Annotated in this window: 23 protein-coding genes; 10 read left to right on the forward strand and 13 right to left on the reverse strand. The window is 71.4% G+C overall.

What is annotated here, in order from left to right; all coding sequences use genetic code 11:
* Window positions 1-278 precede the first annotated feature (278 nt).
* Window positions 279-1,613: an MFS transporter gene (locus tag ACWGJO_RS04895; RefSeq protein WP_452182171.1), complete on the forward strand. Its 1,335-nt coding sequence runs from the start codon at window positions 279-281 to the stop codon at window positions 1,611-1,613.
* A gap of 69 nt (window positions 1,614-1,682) precedes the next feature.
* Here ACWGJO_RS04895 and ACWGJO_RS04900 read toward each other — a convergent pair whose 3' ends face one another.
* The 9 genes from ACWGJO_RS04900 to ACWGJO_RS04940 form a co-directional block, all read right to left on the reverse strand.
* Complete coding sequence (locus tag ACWGJO_RS04900) at window positions 1,683-2,339, reverse strand: Uma2 family endonuclease (protein ID WP_452182172.1); 657 nt, start codon at window positions 2,337-2,339, stop codon at window positions 1,683-1,685.
* Window positions 2,340-2,464: 125 nt separating this feature from the next.
* A complete protein-coding gene (locus tag ACWGJO_RS04905; RefSeq protein WP_387685667.1) occupies window positions 2,465-2,857 on the reverse strand; it encodes a metal-sulfur cluster assembly factor in 393 nt (130 codons plus the stop codon).
* A 22-nt stretch (window positions 2,858-2,879) separates the two neighbouring features.
* Window positions 2,880-3,332, reverse strand: a complete 453-nt coding sequence (sufU, locus tag ACWGJO_RS04910) for a Fe-S cluster assembly sulfur transfer protein SufU (RefSeq protein ID WP_380548922.1) — start codon at window positions 3,330-3,332, stop codon at window positions 2,880-2,882.
* A 19-nt stretch (window positions 3,333-3,351) separates the two neighbouring features.
* Complete coding sequence (locus tag ACWGJO_RS04915; RefSeq protein ID WP_452182173.1) at window positions 3,352-4,611, reverse strand: cysteine desulfurase; 1,260 nt, start codon at window positions 4,609-4,611, stop codon at window positions 3,352-3,354.
* Window positions 4,608-5,372, reverse strand: a complete 765-nt coding sequence (gene sufC, locus ACWGJO_RS04920; RefSeq protein ID WP_380548925.1) for a Fe-S cluster assembly ATPase SufC — start codon at window positions 5,370-5,372, stop codon at window positions 4,608-4,610. The genes ACWGJO_RS04915 and sufC overlap by 4 nt, the downstream gene beginning before the upstream one ends.
* A gap of 6 nt (window positions 5,373-5,378) precedes the next feature.
* Window positions 5,379-5,696, reverse strand: coding sequence for a bifunctional 3-phenylpropionate/cinnamic acid dioxygenase ferredoxin subunit (locus tag ACWGJO_RS04925; protein ID WP_359905302.1), 318 nt, complete (start codon window positions 5,694-5,696; stop codon window positions 5,379-5,381).
* Between the two features lie 5 nt (window positions 5,697-5,701).
* Entirely contained in the window at window positions 5,702-6,931 is a 1,230-nt protein-coding gene (sufD, locus tag ACWGJO_RS04930) for a Fe-S cluster assembly protein SufD (RefSeq protein ID WP_387685661.1), read from the reverse strand.
* Between the two features lie 56 nt (window positions 6,932-6,987).
* Entirely contained in the window at window positions 6,988-8,403 is a 1,416-nt protein-coding gene (sufB, locus tag ACWGJO_RS04935; protein ID WP_359905296.1) for a Fe-S cluster assembly protein SufB, read from the reverse strand.
* Window positions 8,404-8,412: 9 nt separating this feature from the next.
* Entirely contained in the window at window positions 8,413-9,255 is an 843-nt protein-coding gene (locus tag ACWGJO_RS04940) for a helix-turn-helix transcriptional regulator (RefSeq protein WP_387685656.1), read from the reverse strand.
* Between the two features lie 163 nt (window positions 9,256-9,418).
* On the opposite strand from ACWGJO_RS04940, the gene ACWGJO_RS04945 reads away from it, so the two are divergent.
* Both ACWGJO_RS04945 and ACWGJO_RS04950 read left to right on the forward strand, forming a co-directional pair.
* Window positions 9,419-10,345, forward strand: coding sequence for an ABC transporter ATP-binding protein (locus ACWGJO_RS04945; RefSeq protein WP_452182174.1), 927 nt, complete (start codon window positions 9,419-9,421; stop codon window positions 10,343-10,345).
* Between the two features lie 20 nt (window positions 10,346-10,365).
* Window positions 10,366-11,142, forward strand: a complete 777-nt coding sequence (locus ACWGJO_RS04950) for an ABC transporter permease (protein WP_452182175.1) — start codon at window positions 10,366-10,368, stop codon at window positions 11,140-11,142.
* A gap of 73 nt (window positions 11,143-11,215) precedes the next feature.
* Here the strand turns inward: ACWGJO_RS04950 and ACWGJO_RS04955 are convergent, their stop codons facing one another.
* A complete protein-coding gene (locus tag ACWGJO_RS04955) occupies window positions 11,216-11,893 on the reverse strand; it encodes an LAETG motif-containing sortase-dependent surface protein (protein WP_452182176.1) in 678 nt (225 codons plus the stop codon).
* Between the two features lie 373 nt (window positions 11,894-12,266).
* Window positions 12,267-13,577: a choice-of-anchor A family protein gene (locus ACWGJO_RS04960; RefSeq protein WP_452182177.1), complete on the reverse strand. Its 1,311-nt coding sequence runs from the start codon at window positions 13,575-13,577 to the stop codon at window positions 12,267-12,269.
* 245 nt (window positions 13,578-13,822) lie between these two features.
* Between ACWGJO_RS04960 and ACWGJO_RS04965 the strand changes: the two genes are divergently transcribed.
* Window positions 13,823-14,794 carry a COX15/CtaA family protein gene (locus tag ACWGJO_RS04965; RefSeq protein ID WP_452182178.1) on the forward strand — a complete coding sequence of 324 codons (972 nt, stop codon included), beginning with the start codon at window positions 13,823-13,825 and terminating at the stop codon, window positions 14,792-14,794.
* Window positions 14,795-14,865: 71 nt separating this feature from the next.
* Here ACWGJO_RS04965 and ACWGJO_RS04970 read toward each other — a convergent pair whose 3' ends face one another.
* Complete coding sequence (locus tag ACWGJO_RS04970) at window positions 14,866-15,192, reverse strand: hypothetical protein (protein ID WP_452182179.1); 327 nt, start codon at window positions 15,190-15,192, stop codon at window positions 14,866-14,868.
* Window positions 15,193-15,264: 72 nt separating this feature from the next.
* Here ACWGJO_RS04970 and ACWGJO_RS04975 point away from each other — a divergent pair, with 72 nt between their 5' ends.
* The gene (locus tag ACWGJO_RS04975) at window positions 15,265-15,906 is read left to right on the forward strand and encodes a DUF2461 domain-containing protein (RefSeq protein WP_452182180.1); all 642 of its coding nucleotides are present in this window, start codon (window positions 15,265-15,267) and stop codon (window positions 15,904-15,906) included.
* 63 nt (window positions 15,907-15,969) lie between these two features.
* Here ACWGJO_RS04975 and ACWGJO_RS04980 read toward each other — a convergent pair whose 3' ends face one another.
* On the reverse strand, window positions 15,970-16,917 hold the full coding sequence (locus tag ACWGJO_RS04980; protein WP_452182181.1) for a heme o synthase: 948 nt from the start codon (window positions 16,915-16,917) through the stop codon (window positions 15,970-15,972).
* 463 nt (window positions 16,918-17,380) lie between these two features.
* Between ACWGJO_RS04980 and tkt the strand changes: the two genes are divergently transcribed.
* The 5 genes from tkt (at window position 17,381) to pgl (ending at window position 24,245) form a co-directional block, all read left to right on the forward strand.
* Window positions 17,381-19,480 carry a transketolase gene (gene tkt / locus ACWGJO_RS04985; RefSeq protein WP_452182182.1) on the forward strand — a complete coding sequence of 700 codons (2,100 nt, stop codon included), beginning with the start codon at window positions 17,381-17,383 and terminating at the stop codon, window positions 19,478-19,480.
* Window positions 19,481-19,569: 89 nt separating this feature from the next.
* A complete protein-coding gene (gene tal, locus ACWGJO_RS04990) occupies window positions 19,570-20,712 on the forward strand; it encodes a transaldolase (RefSeq protein WP_452182183.1) in 1,143 nt (380 codons plus the stop codon).
* Window positions 20,713-20,773: 61 nt separating this feature from the next.
* Window positions 20,774-22,363, forward strand: a complete 1,590-nt coding sequence (zwf, locus tag ACWGJO_RS04995) for a glucose-6-phosphate dehydrogenase (protein WP_359912954.1) — start codon at window positions 20,774-20,776, stop codon at window positions 22,361-22,363.
* Entirely contained in the window at window positions 22,360-23,460 is a 1,101-nt protein-coding gene (gene opcA / locus ACWGJO_RS05000) for a glucose-6-phosphate dehydrogenase assembly protein OpcA (protein ID WP_387685630.1), read from the forward strand. The genes zwf and opcA overlap by 4 nt, the downstream gene beginning before the upstream one ends.
* The gene (gene pgl, locus ACWGJO_RS05005; protein ID WP_387730894.1) at window positions 23,457-24,245 is read left to right on the forward strand and encodes a 6-phosphogluconolactonase; all 789 of its coding nucleotides are present in this window, start codon (window positions 23,457-23,459) and stop codon (window positions 24,243-24,245) included. Before opcA ends, pgl begins: the two co-directional genes overlap by 4 nt.
* Window positions 24,246-24,370: the final 125 nt, after the last annotated feature.

A 24,370-nucleotide genomic window follows, 5' to 3' on the forward strand; every position in this document is an offset into this window, starting at 1 on the left:
CCGATGCCCGGCCGTACGGGGCGCACCCAGGGGCGCGCGCCATGGACGTGCGCCCACCCCTTATCCTTCGGTCTGGTAGCGCGCACACCCCGCGCCTGCCACCGGGGCAACGAAGCCCAACCGCCCTCCGCCCGACCCCGGGCCGGAGGGGCCCTCTTCAGCTCACCTCGCCCCACCAGGGAGCCCGTACCCGCGGCCACCACCACAGCGCCTCCGGACGGGCGCGCCGGCACAACCCCGCCGACCCCGGTGGTGCCCGGCCACAGGAGACCCCTGCCATGGCGGACCTCTCCCCCGCCGGCTCCGGCCTGCGCACCGCGCAGCTCGACGGACGCCGACTGTCGGAGGCCCTGCTTCCCCTGGAGCTCGCGCCGCGCGCCCAGCTCCAGCTCGCCGCGATCAGCCGCTGGAACGCGCTGCGCGGCGTCCGCGTCGGCCTGGTGGCCGCCGCCCTGCTGCTGATGCTGATCGGCGCCAACCTCGCGACGCCGATCTACTCGCTCCTCCAGCAGCGGCTGCACCTCACCGCGCTCGACACCACCGTCCTGTTCGCGATCTACGTACTGGCGCTGGTCCCTGTGCTGGCCGTGGTCGGCCACTGGTCCGACCACCTCGGCCGACGCGCCCTGATCCTGCCCGCCGTCGCGCTGGCCGCCGCCGGCGACGTCGTGTTCGCCACCTCCGGCAGCTTCTGGCAGCTCGCCGCCGGCCGAGCCGTCCAGGGCATCGCCGTCGGCCTGTCCACCGGCGCCGCCGGGGCCGCCCTCGGCGACCTGCTGCCCGACCGGCCGACCCAGGCCGCCAAGATCACCCTGGCCTGCTCGGCGGGCGGCGTCGCGCTCGGCCCGGTGGTCGGCGCCCTGCTGGCCGGCGGCTCCGACCCGCTGCTCACCCCGTTCCTGCTGCACGCCGTCGCCCTACTGGCGCTCTGCGTGCCGCTGGCCCTCCTCCACCCCCGAATGCCCGGCCGCAGCCGCCCGCCGGCCTCCCCGCCCCGCATCACCACCCCGGCCCACCTGCGCCCGCAACGCCTGCGGCTGCCCCGCACCGGGCGCCGCGAATTCCTGCTCGCCGCCACCGCCGGCTTCATCTCCTACGCGGTGTTCGGCGTCTACCTCAGCCTGGCCCCGGCCTTCGCCGCCCAGCTGCTGCACACCGACTCCAAGCTGGTCGGCGCGATCGTGGCGGCCCTCCTGCTCGGCTCCTCGGCCGCCACCCAGCTGCTCGTCCCGCCGACCTCGGACCGCGTGGTGACCGCCCTCGGCATGGCCGGCCTGGCCGCCGGCCTCGGCCTGGTCGTCGCCGCCCAGTACACCGGCACCCCGGCGCTGCTCTTCATCGGCAGCGTCCTCGGCGGAATCTCCCAGGGCGTGGCCTTCCGCTCCCTGTTCACCGCCGCCGTCGGCGCGATGAACCCGGAACGCCGCGGCTCCGAGCTGAGCACCCTCTGGGTCATCGTCTACCTCGGCAGCTCCGCCCCCATCATCGCCCTCGGCGCCCTCGTCCAGACCTACGGCCTCCTCCCCTCCGTCAGCGGCTTCGCCGCCGTCGCCGCCGTCGCCTGCTCCGCCCTCGCGATGGCCGTCGCCCGCAAACCCAGGGCAACAGCCTGACCCCCTCGAACACCGAAACGCCGCTGCCCGGGACTTCCGAAGAAGTCCCGGGCAGCAGCGCTCCAGCCCCTACTCCCAGGGCTTCCATTTGCCGGTGTCGATCTCGACGTCAAAGAGCTTCGGCAGCCGGACGGTCTCACCGAACTTCCACTCACCCAGCACCTCGTACGTCCCCTCGCCCCGGTTCGGCTCCCCGAACAGGGTGACACCGGACTGCCGCGGGTCGCGGTCCACCAGCAGGTAGTAGGGCACTCCGCCCCGGGCGTACCCGTTCCACTTGGTGGACTTGATCTGCCGCCCGAACATCGGGCGGCGGTCGTAGCGGGCATTGGACGGGGAGGTCACCTCGACTGCCATGCCGATGTCGTCCGGGTGGAGGCGGGAGATGTCTCCGTTCAGAGCCCGCTCCTCCACCTCGGTGCCCACGATGACGAGGTCCGGGATGTAGCCGTCACCGATCTCCACCAGGTCCAGATTGACCGTCTGCAGTGCTCTCCATGGGAAGGCCGGATCCAAACCCAAGGCCAGCGTGAACCGTCGCTCGATGTGCGAGAGGAACACCGCATGAGTAACTGCCGGCGCCGGTGACACGACGAACTCCCCTCCGATGACCTCGACCCGAGTGCCATCGTCCGGAATCCGCAGATACTCCTCGAGCTCGCCCCGGACCCACATGGCGTACGGCGCGTCGGGCAACGTCCAGTGCCCAGTTGCTTCCACAGCCATTACGTCGCTCCCTCCACGGTCGCGGCTCCAGCCTGGCCGCCCGGTCGCAGATATACCACTGCCGTACAAACCTTTCCCTCGAAGGAGAGGTTTGTACGGCAGCAGGTTGACGAACCAGCCCGTGCTCAGACGTTGAAGCCGAGGGCGCGGAGCTGGTCGCGGCCGTCGTCGGTGATCTTGTCGGGGCCCCACGGCGGCATCCAGACCCAGTTGATGCGCAGGTCCTGCACCAGGCCGTCGGTGGCGGTCTTGGCCTGGTCCTCGATGACGTCGGTCAGCGGGCAGGCCGCCGAGGTGAGCGTCATGTCGATGGTGGCCACGTCGGACTCGTCGATGTGGATGCCGTAGATCAGGCCCAGGTTGACGACGTCGATGCCCAGTTCGGGGTCGACGACGTCCATCAGGGCCTCGGTCAGGTCCTCGACCGAGACGGTGCCGGCGGTGGTGCCGACGATGAGACCGGTCTGCTGCTCCGCAGCGGGGGCCTCGGTGCCGGTGGTGGTGCTCTCGTCACTCATGGTCTTGTCCTCCTCTGCGGGGTCAGTCGTTCACGGCGGGGTTCTGGGCGAGCGCCTGGGCGGTGGCGTCCTTCCAGGCCATCCAGCTGAGCAGGGCGCACTTGACCCGGGCCGGGTACTTGGAGACGCCGGCGAACGCGACCGCGTCCTCCAGCACCTCCTCGTCGCCCTCGCCCTGGCCCTTGCTCTGCATCAGCTCCAGGAAGGCCTCCTGGACCGCCTGCGCCTCGCCCACGGTCTTGCCGACCACCAGGTCGTTGAGCACCGAGGCGCTCGCCTGGCTGATCGAACAGCCCTGCGACTCGTACGAGACGTCGGTGACGGTGGCGCCGTCGAGCTTCACCCGCAGGGTGATCTCGTCGCCGCACGTCGGGTTGACGTGGTGCACCTCGGCGTCGCCGTCCCGCAGCCCCTTGCCGTGCGGGTTGCGGTAGTGGTCCAGGATGATGTCCTGGTACATCGAGTCGAGCTTCATGGTCGTCCTGCCCCGTCCCTCAGCCGAAGAAGTTCCGGACGTGGTGCAGGCCGTCGATCAGCGCGTCGACCTCGCCCGGCGTCGAGTACAGATAGAACGACGCCCGCGTGGTCGCCGGAATTCCGTACCGCAGGCACACCGGCCGCGCGCAGTGGTGGCCGACGCGCACGGCGATGCCCTGCTCGTCCAGCACCTGGCCCACGTCGTGCGGGTGGATGTCGCCGAGGGTGAAGGAGATCGCGGCACCGCGGTCCACGGCCGTGCGCGGGCCGATGATCCGCAGGTCCGGGACCTCCAGCAGCCGCTCGACGGCGTACTCGGTGATCGCGTGCTCGTGCGCGGCGATCTTCTCCATGCCGATGCCCTGGAGGTAGTCGATGGCCGCGCCGAGCCCGACCGCCTGGGCGATCGGCGGGGTGCCGGCCTCGAACTTGTGGGGCGCCGGGGCGTAGGTGGACGAGCCCATGGTGACGGTCTCGATCATCTCGCCGCCGCCGAGGAACGGCGGGAGGTCCTCCAGCAGCTCCTGGCGGCCCCAGAGCACGCCGATGCCGGTCGGGGCCAGCATCTTGTGGCCGGTGAAGGCGACGAAGTCGGCCTCCAGCGCCTGCACGTCCAGCACCATGTGCGGCGCGGCCTGCGAGGCGTCGATGACGACCAGCGCGCCGACCGACTGGGCCTTGCGGACGATCGTCTCGACCGGGTTGACCGTGCCGAGCAGGTTGGAGACCAGGGTGAAGGAGACCACCTTGGTCTTCTCGGTGATCAGCTCGTCGATGTTCGACAGGTCGAGCCGGCCCTCGTCGGTCAGCCCGAACCACTTGAGCTTCGCGCCGCTGCGCTGCGACAGCAGCTGCCACGGGACGATGTTGGAGTGGTGCTCCATCTCCGTGATGACGATCTCGGAGTCGGCGTCCACCCGGTAGGGCTCGTCGGCCCAGGCCAGCATGTTGGCGACGAGGTTGAGCGACTCCGAGGCGTTCTTGGTGAAGATCACCTCGTTGCGGCTCGGCGCGTTGACGAAGGCCGCGACCTTGTCCCGGGCGCCCTCGTAGAGCGCCGTGGCCTCCTCGGCGAGCACGTGCACGCCGCGGTGGACGTTGGCGTTGTGCCGCTCGTAGTAGGCGTTCAGGGCGTCCAGCACCTGACGCGGCTTCTGCGAGGTGGCCGCGTTGTCCAGGTAGACCAGCGGCTTGTCGTCGTGCAGCACCCGCTGGAGGACCGGGAAGTCCTTGCGGATCGCGTCGGTGTCGAGCAGTCCCGCAAACGGATGGGTCACTCGGACGCGCCCCCCTTCACATACGACTCGTAGCCCTCTTCCTCCAGCTTGTCGGCCAGCTCGGCGCCGCCGGACTCGACGATGCGGCCGCCAGCGAAGACGTGGACGTGGTCGGGCTTGATGTACCGCAGGATGCGGGTGTAGTGGGTCACCAGCAGGGTGCCGACCTCGCCGGTCGAGCGGACCCGGTTGATGCCCTCGGAGACGATGCGCAGCGCGTCGACGTCCAGGCCGGAGTCGGTCTCGTCGAGGATCGCGATCTTCGGCTTGAGCAGCTCAAGCTGGAGGATCTCGTGGCGCTTCTTCTCACCGCCGGAGAAGCCCTCGTTGACGTTGCGCTCGGCGAAGGCCGGGTCCATCTGGAGGGCGGCCATCGCCTCCTTGACCTCCTTCACCCACAGCCGCAGCTTGGGGGCCTCGCCGCGGACGGCGGTGGCGGCGGTGCGCAGGAAGTTGCTGACCGAGACGCCGGGGACCTCGACCGGGTACTGCATGGCCAGGAAGACGCCGGCCTTGGCGCGCTCGTCGACGGACATCTCCAGGACGTCCTCGCCGTCCAGCAGCACCGAGCCGCCGGTGACGGTGTACTTGGGGTGGCCGGCCAGCGAGTAGGCGAGGGTGGACTTGCCGGAGCCGTTCGGACCCATGATGGCGTGGGTCTCGCCCTGCTTCACGGTCAGGTCCACGCCCTTCAGGATCTCGCGCGGGCCGTTCTCGGCGTCCACGGAGACGTGCAGGTCGCGGATTTCAAGGGTTGCCATGTGTACTCAGGACTCCTGGTTGACGGAGACGAGCACATCGTCCCCTTCGATCTTTACGGGGTAGACAGCGACCGGCTTGGTGGCGGGCAGGCCGGACGGCTTGCCGGTGCGCAGGTCGAAGCTGGAGCCGTGCAGCCAGCACTCGATCATGCAGTCCTCGACCTCACCCTCGGAGAGCGAGACGTTCGCGTGCGAGCAGGTGTCGTTGACCGCGAACACCCCCTCGTCGGTGCGGACGACGGAGACCGGCACGCCGTTGAGGTCCACGCGCTTGGGAACGTCCTCCTGGAGGTCGCTCAGCGCGCAGGCACGGAGGAAGGTCATCGCGTTCAGACCGCCGATTCCAGCTCGGCGTCGATCTTCTCCATGAGCTGGTCCTGGACCTCGGCCACGCCGATCTGCTGGAGCAGCTCGGCGAAGAAGCCGCGCACGACCAGGCGGCGGGCCTCGTCGGCCGGGATGCCGCGGGCCTGCAGGTAGAACAGCTGCTCGTCGTCGAAGCGGCCGGTCGCCGAGGCGTGGCCGGCGCCGACGATCTCGCCGGTCTCGATCTCCAGGTTCGGGATCGAGTCGACCCGGGCGCCGTCGGTGAGCACCAGGTTCCGGTTGAGCTCGTAGGTGTCGGTGCCGACCGCGGCGGCGCGGATCAGCACGTCGCCGACCCAGACCGCGTGCGCGTCCTGGCCCTGGAGCGCGCCCTTGTACGCCACGTTCGACCGGCAGTGCGGCGTGTCGTGGTCGATCACCAGGCGGTGCTCCAGGTGCTGGCCGGCGTCGGCGAAGTAGAGGCCGAACAGCTCGGCCTCGCCGCCGGGGCCCGCGTAGGTGACCCGCGGGTGCAGGCGGACCAGGTCGCCGCCGAAGGTGACGGCCACGGACTTGAACGAGGCGTCCCGGCCGATCAGCGCGTTGTGCTGGGCGGCGTGGACGGCGTCGCGCTCCCAGTCCTGCACGGAGACGAAGGTGAGCTTGGCGCCCTCGCCGACCAGCAGCTCGACGTTGGCGGCCCGGGTGCCGGTGCCCTCGTGGTTCAGCACCACGACGGCCTCGGCGAACGGCTTGACGTCGATCACCACGTGGGCGAAGCGGACCCCGCCCTCGCCGCGCACGTCGATCCTGACCGGCTCGGCCAGCACCGACTCCTTGGGGACGGTGACCACCAGCGCCTGCTCGAAGGCGCTGAACGCCTGCGCGGCGACCCGGTCGACCGGCTTGCCGGCCTTGCCCAGGCGGGCGTCGTCCCGGCCGACGGTCTCGGCGGTGACGCCGTCCGGCAGCGTGAACTCGACCTTGTCCTCACCGCGCGGGGCGGAGGCGGCGGTGCCGTCGTGCAGCCCGCCGAGGCGGTGCAGCGGGGTGAACCGCCAGTCCTCCTCGCGGCCGGTGGGCACCGGGAAGTCGTTCACGTCGAAGGACGGCTTGACCGCGACGCGCGCGTCGATCGGCTGCTGGACCGCGGTGCGGCCGGTGCCGGGGCCGGCGAGCTGCGCGCCCGCGCCGGCGGTGCCGACCTCGATCGACCCGGCGGTGGTGGAGCCGGTGGTGTTCTGCTCAGCCATGGCTGTTCGTAGTGCTCTCTTCCTCGGAAATGAGTGGACGGCGGCGGCGGCCTGGGTCAGCCGACCGCGCCCTCCATCTGCAGCTCGATCAGCCTGTTGAGTTCCAGCGCGTACTCCATCGGCAGCTCGCGCGCGATCGGCTCGACGAAGCCGCGGACGATCATCGCCATCGCCTCGAACTCGGTCAGGCCGCGGCTCATCAGGTAGAAGAGCTGGTCCTCGCTGACCTTGGAGACGGTCGCCTCGTGGCCCATGGACACGTCGTCCTCGCGGACGTCCACGTACGGGTAGGTGTCCGAGCGGGAGATGGTGTCCACCAGCAGCGCGTCGCACAGCACGTTGGACTTGGCGCCCTTGGAGCCCTCGCCGATCTCGATCAGGCCGCGGTAGGAGGTCCGGCCGCCGCCGCGCGCCACCGACTTGGAGACGATGTTGGAGGAGGTGTTCGGCGCCATGTGCACCATCTTGGCGCCGGCGTCCTGGTGCTGGCCCTCGCCCGCGAAGGCGATCGACAGGGTCTCGCCCTTGGCGTGCTCGCCCATCAGGTAGACGGCCGGGTACTTCATGGTGACCTTGGAGCCGATGTTGCCGTCGACCCACTCCATGGTCGCGCCCTCGTACGCCACGGCGCGCTTGGTGACCAGGTTGTAGACGTTGTTCGACCAGTTCTGGATGGTCGTGTAGCGGCAGCGGCCGCCCTTCTTGACGATGATCTCCACGACCGCCGAGTGCAGCGAGTCGGAGGAGTAGATCGGGGCGGTGCAGCCCTCGACGTAGTGGACGTAGGCGTCCTCGTCGACGATGATCAGCGTCCGCTCGAACTGGCCCATGTTCTCGGTGTTGATCCGGAAGTAGGCCTGCAGCGGGATGTCCACGTGCACGCCCTTCGGCACGTAGATGAACGAGCCGCCGGACCACACGGCCGTGTTCAGCGCGGCGAACTTGTTGTCGCCGACCGGGATGACGGTGCCGAAGTACTCCTTGAAGATCTCCGGGTGCTCGCGCAGCGCGGTGTCGGTGTCCAGGAAGATGACGCCCTGCTCCTCCAGGTCCTCACGGATCTGGTGGTAGACGACCTCGGACTCGTACTGGGCGGCGACACCGGCGACCAGGCGCTGCTTCTCCGCCTCCGGGATGCCGAGCTTGTCGTAGGTGGCCTTGATGTCCGCGGGCAGGTCCTCCCAGGACTCGGCCTGCTTCTCGGTGGAGCGGACGAAGTACTTGATGTTGTCGAAGTCGATGCCGGAGAGGTCGGAGCCCCAGGTCGGCATGGGCTTCTTGCCGAACAGCTTCAGGCCCTTGAGCCGCAGGTTCAGCATCCACTCGGACTCGTTCTTCTTCGCCGAGATGTCGCGGACGACCTCCTCGCTGAGCCCGCGCTTGGCCGCGGCACCGGCGGTGTCCGGGTCGGCCCAGCCGTACTCGTAATTGCCGAGGCCTTCGAGCTCGGGGTGCGAAACGGTGTCAGTCATGCGAGCTTCCTAACGCGCGGACGCTGAATCTTCGGTGGACGTACCGGCAGTCGGCACTGCATCGGAGCCGCGGCCCGCCGGGGGCTGGGCGGGCGACGATGCGGCACCGGGTGCCGGCACATAGGTGGTGCAGACCCCGTCGCCGTGGGCGATCGTGGCCAGCCGTTGCACATGGGTGCCCAGGAGCCGGGAGAAGACCTCGGTCTCCGCCTCGCAGAGCTGCGGGAACTGCTCGGCGATGTGCGCGACCGGGCAGTGGTGCTGGCAGAGCTGGGCGCCCGCCGGGGCCTTGGCCGCGGCCGACGGGACACGCCGCACCGTGGCAGCGTACCCGTCCGCGCTCAGCGCCTGGGCCAGCGCCTCGGTGCGTTCCCCGGCGGCGGCCATGCGCAGGGCCTCCAGGTACTTCTCGGCCTGCTGGCCGAACCGGGCGCGGGCGAAGGCGGCGACCGCCTCCTCCCCCGCCTTGCCGCCGCCCACCGAGTCCGCGATCCAGCGGAGCGCGTCGGCGGCGAGCTGGTCGTACGCCTGGTAGAAGGCGTCCCGGCCGGCGTCGGTGAGGGCGAAGACCTTGGCCGGACGGCCCCGGCCGCGACTTCCGTAGACCCGCTGTTCGCGGGACTCGACCAGACGGGTGGCGACCAGCCCGTCGAGGTGGCGGCGGACGGCGGCGGCGGTGAGGCCGAGCCGGTTCGCCAGGTCGGCGGCGGAGGAGGGGCCGTGGTCCAGGATCGACCGGGCGACCCGGTCCCGGGTGGCCCGGTGGCCCTCCAGCAGCACCTCGGCCGCCGTCACGGGCACGTCGCAGGAGGAGGCCGTCTCGGCCTCCTGCTGCTGGGCGTGCTCGCGCATGTTTTTCACAACACCAGTGTTGCGTAATTCCTTCCGCCGCGACAAGCCGTGATCCAGGCCTCACCGGTGTCATCTGTCACGCAGGTTAGCCTTACCTGACCTGCGAAAACGATCATCGAGCCGCCGTCCGGCCCGCGCGTCAGGCCCTCTTACACTCGCCGGTATGCACTCCGAACCCGCGGTCCAGATCGCCGGGCTGGTCAAACGCTACGACGACAAGCTCGCGGTGGACGGCCTCGACCTCACCATCCCGGCCGGCGCGATCACCGCCGTCCTCGGCCCCAACGGCGCCGGCAAGACCACCACCATCGAGACCTGCGAGGGCTACCGCCGCCCCGACGCCGGCACCGTCCGGGTCCTCGGCCTCGACCCGGTCGCCCAGAGCGCCGCGCTGCGGCCCCGGATCGGCGTCATGCTGCAGTCCGGCGGCGTGTACGCGGGCGCGCGCGCCGTCGAGATGCTGCGGCACACCGCCAAGCTGCACGCCCACCCGCTGGACGTGGACGCCCTGGTCGAGCGCCTCGGCCTCGGCTCCTGCGGCCGCACCGCCTACCGGCGGCTGTCCGGCGGCCAGCAGCAGCGGCTCGCCCTGGCGATGGCCGTGGTCGGCCGCCCCGAGCTGGTCTTCCTGGACGAGCCCACCGCGGGCCTCGACCCGCAGGCCCGGCGGGCCACCTGGGAGCTGGTGCGCGACCTGCGCCGGGACGGCGTCACCGTGGTCGTCACCACCCACCACATGGACGAGGCCGAGCAGCTCGCCGACCGGGTCGCCGTCGTGGACCGCGGCCGGGTGATCGCCGACGGCACCGTCGAGGAGCTGTGCCGCGGCGGCGCCGAGGACTCCCTGCGCTTCGACGGCCCGCCCGGCCTCGACCTCGGCCCGCTGCTCAAGGAGCTGCCCGAGGGCGCCGCGGCCACCGAGACCGCCCCCGGCAGCTACCGCGTCGAGGCGCCCGTCGACCCGGGACTGGTGGCCACCGTCACCGGCTGGTGCGCGGCCTCCGGCGTCCTGCCCGAACGGCTGTCCGTCCAGCGCCGCAGCCTGGAGGACGTCTTCCTCGACCTGACCGGACGGGAGCTGCGCTCGTGAGCGAACGGAGTGAGGGAACCATGAGCGCCACCACGACCGACTACTCCCCCGCGCCGGGCCCCGCGCCCGTCGGCCGGATGCTGCTCGCCCAGACCGCGTTCGAGACCCGGATGCTGCTGCGCAACGGCGAGCAGCTGCTGCTCACCGTGGTCATCCCGACCGTGCTGCTGGTGCTGTTCTCCGCCGTGGACGTCGTCGCGGTCGAGGGCCCCGGCAAGCGGGTCGACTTCCTGGCGCCCGGCCTGCTCGCGCTGGCCGTGATGTCCACCGCCTTCACCGGCCAGGCCATCGCCACCGGGTTCGAGCGCCGCTACGGCGTCCTGAAGCGGCTCGGCGCCAGCCCGCTGCCGCGCTGGGCGCTGCTGACCGCCAAGACCGGCTGCGTCCTGGTGACGGAGGCGCTGCAGGTGGCGCTGCTGTCGGTGATCGCGCTGGCCCTCGGCTGGTCCCCGCACGGCGACCCGTTGACCGTCGCCGCGCTGCTGGTCCTCGGCACCGCCGCCTTCTCCGGGCTCGGCCTGCTGATGGCCGGGACCCTGAAGGCCGAGGCCACCCTGGCCGGCGCCAACCTGGTGTTCGTCCTGCTGCTGCTCGGCGGCGGGGTGATCGTGCCGCTGACCAGGTTCCCCGAGGCCGTGCGGTCGGTGCTGGAGCTGCTGCCGATCTCGGCGCTCTCGGACGGCCTGCGGTCGGTGCTCCAGAACGGTGCCGGGGTGCCGTGGGCCGACCTCGGCATCCTGGCCGGCTGGTCGGTGCTCGGGCTGGCCGCGGCCGCCCGCTTCTTCCGCTGGGAGTAGGCCGGCGGGTACCGACGAACGACGCCCCCCGGCCGCCTTGGGCCGGGGGGCGTCGTGGTCATCGGGCCGGGTGTCAGCTCTCGCTGCCGCCGCGGCGCTTGCGGGCGAGCAGGACGAGCGCGCCGCCGACCAGCAGCACGCCGCCGCCGGCCGCCGCGATGATCGGGGTCGAGTCGCTGCTACCGGTCTGGGCGAGCGCCGGCGCGCTGGTGGTGGGCGTCGGGGTCGGCGTCGGGGTCTTGCTCGGGGTGGGCGTGGCCGACGGGGTCGGCGTGGCCGGGGGCGTGGTCGACGGCGTGGGGGTCGGGGTCGCGGTCGGCGTCGGCGTCGGGGTCGGCGTCTTGGTGGGGGTGGGCGTGGGGGTGGGAGTCGGCGTGTGGCACGGCTCGATGGTCTTGGTCTCGTTGATGTTCCAGCCCTTCTCGTTCGGGTTCTCCGTGGTGGTGACCACCAGGTTCGCCTTGATCGGGGCGTTGTGATCCTTCACCGGGAAGGTGCCGTGGTACTCCTTCGGGAAGGTCTTGCCGTCCAGGACCTTCTCGCCGTCGATGGTGAGGCTGACGGTGTTCCTCACGGTCTCGTTGCCGCTGTAGTTGATCAGATCGATCACGATCTTGTCGCAGGTCACCGTCCAACTCGGCACGTGCGCCGAGGCATTGGTGGCCAGCGCCAGGGGCAGGAGAAAACCGGCCGCAGCCGTTCCGGCAAGCGCCGTCGCACCGATCGCAAAGTGCCGCTGCTGTCGTGCCATTACTTTGTTCCCCTCCGAACGGTCTTGTGCAGCAGGCGTGTTGAGTGGTTCGCGGTGGCCCGCTACGACTGTCCGGGGGACTCTACCGGCACTCCCGCACCCCGCCACACCCCGCCGTACGACCGGATATCGACTGTCCGTCCGTCTTCCGATGTGCATGACCAGCCCATCACAGCCGTCACCTCGCGGAACGCGGATTCGACAAACCTGAATGGACTTCGTCACCTTCAAGACAGAACGGAGCCCTCGGTGATCGGGTTCAATCACCGAGGGCTCCGATTCAGTCAACCGACGAACAGCGGGCCATTCCGGCCTTTCCGTCGATTCCGCCCCTCCGCGGCCGGGGGCCACCGCCGGGGCGGGCCCGACCGGTTCAGGCCTTCCTGGCCGCCTTGCGCCGGGCGGCCACCACGATCGCGCCGCCGGCCGCGAGCACGACCGCACCGCCGATCGCCAGCGGCAGCACCGGGCCGGAGCCGGTGTGCGCCAGGTTGCCGCCCGCGTCGGGCTGGGCGGACGGGCTGCCCGAGGCCGACGGGGCGGTGGTCGCGCCAGTGGCGGACGCGCTGGGCGAACCGCTCGGGCCGGGCGTGCCGGTCGCCGGGGCGGACGGGCCGCCCGAGGGGCTCGCCGAACCGCTCGGGGAGGTCGAGGCGCTCGGCGTGGCCGACGGCGAGCCGCTCGGCACGGTCGGCGGCACCGTCGGCGTGCCGGACGGCGTCGGCACGGTGCCCGGCAGGCAGCCGGCGAAGGGGTAGTGGTGCGTCTCCGCACCGCCCTTGCCGGTCAGCGAGGCGGCGATCACCGAGCCGTTGACCGGACCGCCGCTGCCGAGGTCGAAGGCGGCGTTCGGCGCGAGCACGGTCCCGGCCCAGGCGGCCTGGCTGTTCTTGACCACCTTGGTGGCGGTCGGGAAGTTCCAGAGCAGCTTGGAGCGGATCGCCCCGCCCGCGGCGCTCTGCAGCTTGTCGTCCAGCACGAAGGCCTTCTTGCCCTCGTCCCACAGGTGGAAGCCGGTGGTTCCGGCCGCCGCCATGTCGTACGAGCCGCCGGTCACGTTGACCACCGTCACCGAGCCGGCCGGCACCTTGAGGAAGACGTCCTTGGCGCCCTGCAGCTTCGCCGCGTCGACGGTGAAGCTGTTGTACTTCGCGTCTCCGCCGGTGAACGTCAGCTTGGCGCCCTCGGCCTGGACGGTGGCGCCGGCGGTCTGCGGCACGGCGGCCAGCGAGGTCGCGGCGGCGCGCAGCTTGGCGAACTCGGCCTTGAAGTCGATCGGCGAGGCGCCCTGGGCGACGGCGCCCTGGTGGGCCTGGACGGTGGCACCGTCGGCCTTGGAGCCGAAGACGCCGTTGCCCTTCATCACCTGGGTGTTGTGGCCGGTGATCCGGCCCGCCACGACCAGGGCGTTCTTGCCGGGCAGGGCGTCGACCTGGGCCGCGGTGAGCTCCTGGCCGACCGAGAAGCCGCCGGTGAAGTCGGCGTTGCCGCCGACCGCGACCGCGCCCTCGGCGTCGGGGGTGTGGGTGTCGTCGCCCTCGATGAATTCGCCGTAGAGGTTGGCGACCCCGAGACCGCGGCACTCCTGGTCGGCGCCGACGGCCTGGGCGGCCGGCGCGATGAGGCCGGCCAGTGCGAGGGAGCCACCGACGGCGAGCGCGGCGGCGGAAGTGGATATGCGCATGTGCAGGTCTCCGCTTACGTGCGGGAGGAGGTGGGAGAGAGGTCCGAAAAAAGGTATGGACCAGAGGCGCACTCTCTCCACCCGAACCACAATTGGTCAAGACCAATGCGCATCTTGAGGGATTAACCCCTTTTGTCCGCGTGTCCCGTCCCGGCGTGTCGCCGGCCCCGGACTCCGCCGCCCACGGCCGCCCGCAGCCGTGCCCCGCCCCAAGATCGCCTGTAAGGCCGCCTACGATTGACCCCGTGCCTAACCCCTTCTCCCTGCTCGCCGAGCGCTGGCAGCCATCCGCCGAGATGGTCCGCCGCGCCACGTTCGCCGCGCTGGTGATGAGCGTGGTGATCGTCGTCACCGGCGGCGCCGTCCGGCTCACCGCCTCCGGCCTCGGCTGTACGACCTGGCCCCGGTGCACCGACGAGAGCCTGACGCCCACCGCCGAGATGGGCTTCCACGGCGTCGTCGAGTTCACCAACCGGATGCTCACCTACGTGCTGAGCGCCGCCGTCGGCTGGGCCATCCTGGCCGCCCGCTGCCACCGGCCCTGGCGGCACAGCATGACCCGGCTCGGCTGGGCGCAGTTCTGGCTGGTGATGAGCAACGCCGTACTCGGCGGCATCACCGTGCTGACCGGCCTCAACCCGTACACCGTGGCGCTGCACATGATCGCCGCGATGGCCCTGGTCTGGGTCGCGCTGCTGATGTGGGAGCGGTCCAAGGAGGGCGACGGCCCGCCCCGCCTCGTGGTGCCCCGCCCGGTCCACCAGCTGTCCTACGTCCTGGTCACCGTGATCGGCCTGCTCGTCGCGGCCGGCACCCTGGTGACCGGCGCCGGCCACCACCCCGGCACGCCCAAGGACAACAAGATCGTCCCGCGCATCCCGATCGACTACGACCGCCTGGCCCAGTTCCACGCCGACTTCGCGTTCGTCTCGGTCGGCCTGGCCATCGCGGTGCTCTTCGTCCTCGCCGCCGTCAAGGCCCCGCAGCCCGCCCGCGCCCGGGCCAAGGAGCTGCTCGCCGTCCTGCTGCTGCAGGGCGTGCTCGGCTTCGTCCAGTACTTCACCGACGCGCCCGAGCTGATGGTCGGGCTGCACATGCTGCTCGCCGCCCTCACCTGGATCGCCGCGCTGCGCGTCCCGCTCGCCCTGCGCACCCGCGCGGACGCGGCGACCGCAGACCGGCTGCCCGCCCAGGCTCCGCAGACCGCCTCGGTCTGACCCCCGGCAGCACCGACGGCCCGGTTCCTCCGCACGGAGGAACCGGGCCGTTCGTCGTACCGGGATGCCGGTCAGATCTGGATGCCGGCCATGCGCTTCCACTCGTACGGGCCGGTCTTCACCTTGAGGCCCAGCTCGCCCTCGAAGTCCTCGTGCAGGGTCAGCCCGGCCAGCTCCGCGGCCCGGCGGCCGACGGCGTAGCTGGGGGCCACCTGGTCGCCCCAGGCGCCGTCCGCGCCCACCACGACGATCCGGGTGGCCACGGAGCCGACGTACTCGACGACCGCGTCGGCACTGCCGCCGTGCTCGCGGGCGAAGCTGGTCAGGTGCTTGGCGATGCGCTTGGCACGGCGCTCGGTACGGGCGTCCGGCGCGGTGGCGGTCTCAACGCTGCTCATGCCCGCATGCTACCCACCGGTAGCGCCGCTGGCGACGGGAGCACCCTGTGCACCGGGCCACATACTGGAGGAGTGACCTTCTCCGGCTGGCCGGCCGAGGCGCTCGACTTCTACGAGCACCTGGAAGCCGACAACTCCAAGACCTTCTGGCAGGCCCACAAGAACCTCTACGACGGCGTCGTCCGGGCCCCGATGGAGCTGCTGCTCGCCGAACTGGAGCCGGAGTTCGGGCCGGGGAAGATCTTCCGGCCCAACCGCGACGTCCGGTTCAGCGCCGACAAGTCCCCGTACAAGACCCACATCGGCGCCCATCTGGAGAGCGGCGGCTACATCCAGCTCTCCGCCGACGGGCTGGCCTGCGGCAACGGCTTCTACCAGCTCGCCCCGGACCAGCTGGAGCGCTACCGCGCCGCCGTCGCGGAGGACGTCACCGGCGCGGAGCTGGAGCGGGTGATCGCCCGGGTGGAGCAGCAGGGCCCGCTGGTGGTGGGCCGGGACTCCCTCAAGTCGGCCCCGCGCGGCTACCCCAAGGACCACCCCAGGATCGTCCTGCTGCGCCACAAGGGCCTGGTGGCCTGGCAGGAGTGGGAGCCCGCGAAGTGGCTGGGCACCCGCGCCGCCCACACCCGGATCACCGGCTTCCTGCACGCCTCCCAGCCGCTGCGGGACTGGCTGGACGACCACGTCGGCCCGTCCGAACTGCCCTCCCGCTGAACCCTCCCCCGGCACGCGAAGGAGCCCCGGTCCGAACGGACCGGGGCTCCTTCGCGATGAGGCCTACTTGACGAACGGGTCGATCGCGCAGACCACCATCAGCAGCGACAGGTAGGTGATCGACCAGTGGAACAGCCGCATCTCCTTGAGCTTCGCGCCCACGATCCCGGCCTTGGCCCGCCCGTACAGCGCGTGCGCCTCGCGCAGCCAGGCCGCGCCCAGCAGCACCGCGACGACCGGGTACAGCCAGCTCATGTGTCCCAGCGGCCAGAGCGCCAGCGAGACCGCCACCATCACCCAGGAGTAGATGACGACCTGCTTGCCGACCGCCACGTTGCCCTTGATCACCGGCAGCATCGGCACGCCGGCCCGCGCGTAGTCGTCGCGGACCTTCATCGACAGCACCCAGGTGTGCGGCGGCGTCCAGAAGAACACCACCAGGAACAGCACCACCGCGGCCCAGGACATCGAGTTGGTCACCGAGGACCAGCCGACCAGCACCGGCATGCAGCCGGCGATGCCGCCCCAGACGATGTTCTGCGAGGTGCGCCGCTTGAGCCCCAGCGTGTAGACGAACACGTAGAACAGCAGCGCGCCCAGCGCCAGCCCGGCCGACAGCCAGTTGACCCCGAAGCCCAGCAGCAGGGTCGAGACGACCGCGAGCACGACGCCGAACACCAGCGCCTCGCGCGGCGACACCATCCCGGTGACGATCGGCCGCCGCTCGGTGCGCGACATGATCGCGTCGATGTCCCGGTCGATGTACATGTTGAGGGCGTTGGCGCCGCCGGCCGAGAGGTAGCCGCCGATGACGACCTTCAGCACCAGCAGCATGTTCGGCACGCCCTGTTGAGCCAGGAACATCACCGGCACGGTGCTCATCAGCAGCAGCTCGATGATCCGCGGCTTGGTCAGTGCGACGAACGCGCCGACACGGGCCCCGAACGGCCGGTGCGCAGGAGTCGCCCCGGTGACCCCGGCGGGACGGGTTTCGACGGCGGTCACTAACACCCCAACTGAAGATGAATCCTCGCAGGCGTCCACAGGAACGAAGGGTCCCGAATCGTCCGCTCTGCGCGTACCACGACACCATAGACGTTCCATATATCGCATCCGGCTCCGGGGTCCCCCGGCGAGGCGGAACGCACACCCCCGGGTGAACCGCCCGGGCGACGCCCTCGGAGGCCTCCGGGGAGGTCCGCTAGCCCGTCCTGACCACCGGGGCGGCGTGAAGCCGCGATTCGGGAGAGTCTGGGACAAATCCCTCCCGGCGTTCCCGGTGGGAATCTGCAGGGGGAATTGCCGGTTGTCCCAGCACGGAGGGTGAGCCCCGACCCGGACGGTAGGCTCGCACGCAGAAGCGGGATCTACCCTCCGTGACCGGCACCACCCAGCGTCGGGACCACAGCGCCGTGGCCGACCCGGTCCCCATTCACGGGGTCACTCTTCACAATGGAAGGAGCCCTGAGACAGGGTGAGCACTGCGCCGACGAACGCATTCGAGTGGACCGATCTGGACGAGCGCACGGTTGACACCGCGCGGGTCCTGGCCATGGACGCTGTCCAGAAGGTCGGCAACGGACATCCCGGGACGGCCATGTCGCTGGCCCCGGCCGCGTACCTGATCTTCCAGCGATTCCTGCGCCACGACCCGACGGACCCGTCCTGGGTCGGGCGCGACCGCTTCGTCCTCTCCCCCGGGCACACCAGCCTGACGCTCTACACCCAGCTGTACTTCTCGGGCTACGGCCTGGAGCTGGACGACCTCAAGGCCTTCCGCGTGGCCGGCAGCCGCACCCCGGGGCACCCCGAGCACGGCCACACCGCCGGCGTGGAGACCACCACCGGCCCGCTCGGCCAGGGCATCGCCAACGCGGTCGGCATGGCGATGGCCGCCCGCTACGAGCGCGGCCTGTTCGACCCGGAGACGGCGGCCGGGGAGTCCCCCTTCGACCACACCGTCTGGGCCATCGTCTCCGACGGCGACCTGGAGGAGGGCATCTCCGCCGAGGCCTCCTCGCTGGCCGGCCACCAGAAGCTGGGCAACCTGGTCGCGCTGTACGACGACAACCACATCTCGATCGAGGGCGACACCGAGACGGCCTTCTCCGAGGACGTCCTCAAGCGCTACGAGGCGTACGGCTGGCATGTGCAGCGCGTCACCCCGAAGGCCAACGGCGACATCGACGTCGAGGCCCTCGCCGGTGCGCTGGCCGCCGCCAAGGCCGAGACCGCCCGCCCGTCGCTGATCGCGATGCGCACGATCATCGCCTGGCCGGCCCCGGACGCCCAGAACACCGCCAAGGCGCACGGCTCCGCGCTCGGCGCCGCCGAGATCGCCGCCACCAAGAAGGTCCTGGGCTTCGACCCGGAGAAGACCTTCGAGGTCAGCGACCAGGTCATCGAGCACGCCCGGCTGGTCATCAAGCGCGGCAAGGCCGCCCGCGACCAGTGGCAGCAGGGCTTCGACGCCTGGCGCGCCGCCGACGCGCACCGGGCCGCCGAGTTCGACCGCATCCAGGCCGGCGAGCTGCCCGAGGGCTGGAAGAAGGCCGTCCCCTCCTTCCCGGCCGGCAAGGACGTCGCCACCCGCAAGGCCTCCGGCGAGACCCTCAAGGCGCTCGGCGCGGTGATCCCGGAGCTGTGGGGCGGCTCGGCCGACCTCGCGGAGTCCAACCTCACCACCATCGACGAGGACAGCTCCTTCCTCCCCGAGGGCAACCCGCTGAAGTCGGCGAGCCCGTACGGCCGGACGATCCACTTCGGCATCCGCGAGCACGCCATGGGCTCGACCATGAACGGCATCGCCCTGCACGGCAGGACCCGCGTGTACGGCGGCACCTTCCTGGTCTTCGCCGACTACATGCGCCCGGCCGTCCGCCTGGCCGCGCTGATGAAGCTGCCGGTCACCTACGTCTGGACGCACGACTCGATCGGCCTCGGCGAGGACGGCCCGACCCACCAGCCGGTCGAGCACATGGCCTCGCTGCGCGCCATCCCGGGCCTGGCCATGGTCCGCCCGGCCGACGCCAACGAGACGGCCGTCGCCTGGCGCACCCTCATCGAGCGCCAGACCAGCCACCCCGGCCCGGTCGGCCTCGCGCTGACCCGCCAGAACGTCCCGACCTTCGACCGCGAGGTCTTCGCCTCCGCCGAGGGCACCGCCAAGGGCGCCTACGTGCTGGCCGAGGCCTCCACCGGCGACCCGCAGGTGATCCTGCTGGGCACCGGCTCCGAGGTCCAGCTGGCCGTCCAGGCCCGCGAGGTGCTGGAGGCCGAGGGCATCGCCACCCGCGTGGTCTCGGTCCCGTCCTTCGAGTGGTTCCAGGAGCAGGACCAGGCCTACCGCGACAGCGTGCTGCCGCCGTCGGTCAAGGCCCGCGTCTCGGTCGAGGCCGGCATCGCCCAGGGCTGGCGCGAACTGGTCGGCGACCACGGCCGGATCGTCTCGCTGGAGCACTTCGGCGCCTCCGCCGACTACAAGGTGCTCTTCGAGGAGTTCGGCATCACCTCCGAGCGCGTGGTGGCCGAGGCCCACAACGCCCTGCGCTCCCTCGAGGCCGTCAACCGCTAGCGGCACCCGGCCGGGGCCGCCGACCGCACATCGGCGCCCCGGCCCTTCGACCACCCCACGAAGCAGAAGAACAAAGGGACTGAAGCACCATGACTGACGCACTGAAGCGCCTCAGCGACGAAGGCGTTGCGATCTGGCTGGACGACCTCAGCCGCAAGCGGCTGAACTCCGGCAACCTGGCCGAACTGGTGCAGAACAAGCACGTGGTGGGCGTGACCACCAACCCCACCATCTTCCAGAAGGCCATCGCCGGCTCCGGGGACGACTCCTACGACGGCCAGCTGCGCGACCTCGCCGTCCGCAAGGTCACCACCGACGAGGCGATCCGCATGATCACCACCTCGGACGTGCGCGACGCGGCCGACGTGCTGCGCCCGGTCTACGACGCCTCCAACGGCCGCGACGGCCGGGTCTCCATCGAGGTCGACCCGCGCCTGGCGCACGAGACCGCCACCACCGTGGCCGAGGCCAAGCAGCTGTGGTGGCTGGTCGACCGCCCGAACGTCTTCATCAAGATCCCCGCCACCAAGGCCGGCCTGCCCGCGATCGCCGAGGTCATCGGCAAGGGCATCAGCGTCAACGTCACGCTGATCTTCTCGCTGGAGCGCTACAAGGCCGTCATCGACGCCTACCTGACCGGCCTGGAGGCCGCCAAGGCCAAGGGCCTGGACCTCTCCCAGATCGAGTCGGTCGCCTCCTTCTTCGTCTCCCGCGTGGACACCGAGATCGACAAGCGCCTGGACAAGATCGGCGGCGAGGCCAGGAACCTGCGCTCCAAGGCCGCGCTGGCCAACGCCCGCCTCGCCTACCAGGCGTACGAGGAGGTCTTCGGCAGCGTCGACGGCAAGACCGCCGGCAGCGCCCGCTGGAGCGCCCTGGAGGCCGCCGGCGCCAAGCCGCAGCGCCCGCTGTGGGCCTCGACCGGCGTCAAGGACCCGGCTCTGCCGGACACGCTGTACGTCACCGAGCTGGTCGCCCCCGGCACCGTCAACACGATGCCCGAGGCCACCCTGGAGGCCACCGGCGACCACGGCGTGGTCACCGGCAACACCATCGTCCCCAACTACGCCGACGCCAAGGCCGTGCTGGACGCGATCGCCGCGGCCGGCGTGGACTACAACGACGTCGTCCAGCTGCTCGAGGACGAGGGCGTCGAGAAGTTCGAGCAGTCCTGGAACGAGCTGCTCGACACCGTCACCGCCTCGCTCGCCTCCTTCGCCGACGAGAAGTGACCCCTGCTCACAGCCAGCGCACGAAAGCGGAGCCCATCAAGTGAGCACTGATTTCCCCGAGTTGACACCGGAATCGGACGCGGACGATCTCCCGCCCACCCCCGTCAACCCGCTTCGTGACCCCTCCGACCGACGGCTCCCGCGCATCGCGGGGCCGTCCGGTCTGGTCATCTTCGGGGTCACCGGCGACCTGTCCCGCAAGAAGCTGATGCCGGCCATCTACGACCTGGCCAACCGCGGTCTGCTTCCGCCGGGCTTCTCCCTCGTCGGCTTCGCCCGCCGCGAGTGGGACGACGAGGACTTCGCCAAGGAGGTCCACGACGCCGTCCGGGACCACGCCCGCACCCCGTTCCGGGAGGAGGTCTGGCAGCAGCTCGCCAAGGGCATGCGCTTCGTCCACGGGACCTTCGACGACGACGACGCCTTCGACAAGCTGCGCGAGACCATCGAGGAGCTGGACAAGGCCCAGGGCACCGGCGGCAACTTCGCCTTCTACCTGTCCGTCCCGCCGAAGTTCTTCCCCACCGTCGTCCAGCAGCTCAAGAAGCACGGCCTGGCCGACCCGCCCTCCTCGCCCGCCAACGGGCAGGAGGGGACCGGCAGGACCTCCTGGCGCCGCGCGGTCATCGAGAAGCCCTTCGGCCACGACCTGGAGAGCGCACAGGAGCTCAACAAGGTCGTCCACGAGGTCTTCCCCCGGGACGAGGTCTTCCGGATCGACCACTACCTGGGCAAGGAGACGGTCCAGAACATCCTGGCGCTGCGCTTCGCCAACCAGATGTTCGAGCCGATCTGGAACCGGTCGTACGTCGACCACGTGCAGATCACCATGGCCGAGGACATCGGCATCGGCGGCCGGGCCGGCTACTACGACGGCATCGGCTCCGCCCGTGACGTGATCCAGAACCACCTGCTCCAGCTGATGGCGCTCACCGCCATCGAGGAGCCGGCGTCCTTCCACCCCAAGGCGCTGGTGGCCGAGAAGCTCAAGGTGCTCAGCGCCGTCAAGCTCCCGGCCGACCTCGGCCGGCACACCGTGCGCGGCCAGTACGCGTCCGGCTGGCAGGGCGGCGAGGAGGTCGTCGGCTACCTGGACGAGGACGGGATCGACCCGGACTCCAAGACCGACACCTACGCGGCCATCAAGCTGGAGATCAACAACCGCCGCTGGGCGGGCGTCCCGTTCTACCTGCGGACCGGCAAGCGCCTGGGCCGCCGGGTCACCGAGATCGCGGTCGTCTTCCAGCGCGCCCCGTACCTGCCGTTCGACTCCTACGCGACCGAGGAGCTGGGGCAGAACGCCCTGGTCATCCGGGTCCAGCCGGACGAGGGCGTTACCGTGCGGTTCGGCTCCAAGGTGCCGGGCACCTCCTTCGAGGTCCGGGACGTGACGATGGACTTCGCCTACGGCGAGTCCTTCACCGAGTCCAGCCCGGAGGCGTACGAGCGGCTCATCCTCGACGTGCTGCTCGGCGACGCCAACCTGTTCCCGCGCCACCAGGAGGTCGAGCTCTCCTGGCAGATCCTCGACCCGATCGAGAAGTACTGGGACACCCACGGCAAGCCCGCCCAGTACGCGGCGGGGACCTGGGGCCCGGTCGAGGCGGACGAGATGCTCGCACGAGACGGCAGGAGCTGGCGCCGGCCATGAAGATCGACCTCACCAACACGACGTCCAGCAAGATCAACGCCGCGCTGATGGAGGCGCGCCGGGCCCGCGGTTCCGGCGCCGCCGGCATGGTGCTCACCCTGGTGATCGTGACCGACGAGGGCAGCGCCTACGACGCCCTCAAGGCCGCCAACGACGCCTCCCGCGAGCACCCGATGCGCACCCTCGCGGTGATCAAGCGCGCCGGGCGCTCGCCCCGGGCCCGCGCCGAGACCCGGCTGGACGCCGAGATCCTGGTCGGCTCGGACGCCGGCTCCGGCGAGACGGTCGTCCTGCGGATGCACGGCGAACTCGCCGCGCACGCCCAGTCGGTGGTCCTGCCGCTGCTGCTGCCGGACGCCCCAACCGTCGTCTGGTGGCCGGACAATGCGCCGCTGCACCCGGCGCAGGACCCGCTGGGCTCGATCGCCCAGCGCCGGATCACCGACGCCGTCACCGCCGAGTCCCCGGTCGGCCAGCTCGCCCAGCGCGCGCAGAGCTACACCCCGGGCGACACCGACCTGGCCTGGACCCGGGTCACCGGCTGGCGCTCGATGCTGGCCGCCGCGCTGGACCAGCGGCCGTCCACGATCGTCTCCGCGGTGGTCGAGGGCGAGTCCTACAACCCCAGCGTCGAACTGCTCGGCCTCTGGCTGACCAACCGGCTGCACGTGCCGGTCGAGCGGGTCGTCACCAACGGCCCCGGCATCACCGCGGTGCACCTGCGCACCAAGGACGGGGACATCACCCTGGACCGCCCGGACGGCCTGCTGGGCACGCTCTCCATGCCCGGCTCGCCGGACCGCCAGGTGGCGCTCAAGCGGCGCGAGACCTCGGAGCTGATCGCCGAGGAGCTGCGCCGCCTGGACCCGGACGACATCTACGCGACGGCCGTGCGCACGCCCGTCGACCAGCTGCACGAGCCGGCCAACGCCGAGACCGCGGCGGCGGAGAGGGTAGCCCGGGAGGTCGCCGAGGACGCCGTCGAGGAGGCCGCCGAGGCCGCCGTGGCCAACCCGGACCGGGTGACCGCCGGGACGGCGGACCGGAAGCCCGCCCGGAAGGCCGCCGGCAAGCGCGCAGGCAAGGACGGCGCATGACCAACGCGACCCCCCAGCTCGTCGTCCACCGGGACAAGGAGCTGATGGCCCAGGCGGCCGCGGCCCGGCTGATCACCCGGATCGTGGACGCCCAGGCCGCCCGCGGCAGCGCCTCGGTGGTGCTCACCGGCGGCCGCAACGGCAACGCCCTGCTGGCCGCGATCGCCGCCTCCCCGGCGCGCGACGCGGTCGACTGGGGCCGGCTGGACCTCTGGTGGGGCGACGAGCGCTTCCTGCCCGCCGCCGACCCGGAGCGCAACGCCGTCCAGGCGCGCGCCGAACTGCTGGACGCCGTCCCGCTCGACCCGGCGCGGGTGCACGAGATGCCCGCCTCGGACGGGGTGGACGGCTCGGACGTGGAGGCCGCCGCCGCCCGCTACGCCGAGGAGTTGGCGAAGGCGGCCGGCCCGGGCGACCGGCTCGGCGTCCCGGCCTTCGACGTGCTGCTGCTCGGCGTCGGCCCGGACACCCACGTCGCCTCGCTCTTCCCCGAGCACCCGGGCGTGCGGGAGACCGAGCTGACCGTGGTCGGCGTGCGCGGGGCCCCCAAGCCCCCGCCGACCCGGATCTCGCTCACCCTCCCGGCGATCCGCACCGCCCGCGAGGTCTGGCTGCTGGCCGCCGGGGAGGACAAGGCGGGCGCGGTCGCGCTGGCCCTGTCCGGCCCGGGCGAGCTCCAGGCGCCCGCCTCCGGCGCGTACGGCCGCGGCCGCACCCTGTGGCTGCTGGACCGCGCCGCCGCGGAGCGGATCCCGCCGCAGCTCTACCCGCCGGCCTCCGCGTAGCCGGCCCGGCGATGCCGAAGGGGGCCCCCCGCCCGCGCCGGGGGGGCCCCGGGGGGGGGGGGGCGGGGCGGTGGGGCCCGGGCGGCCGGGGCCGCGAAGCCCCCGGGGCGGCGCCCCCCCCCCGG

The sequence above is a fragment of the Kitasatospora sp. NPDC054795 genome, from assembly GCF_053611565.1.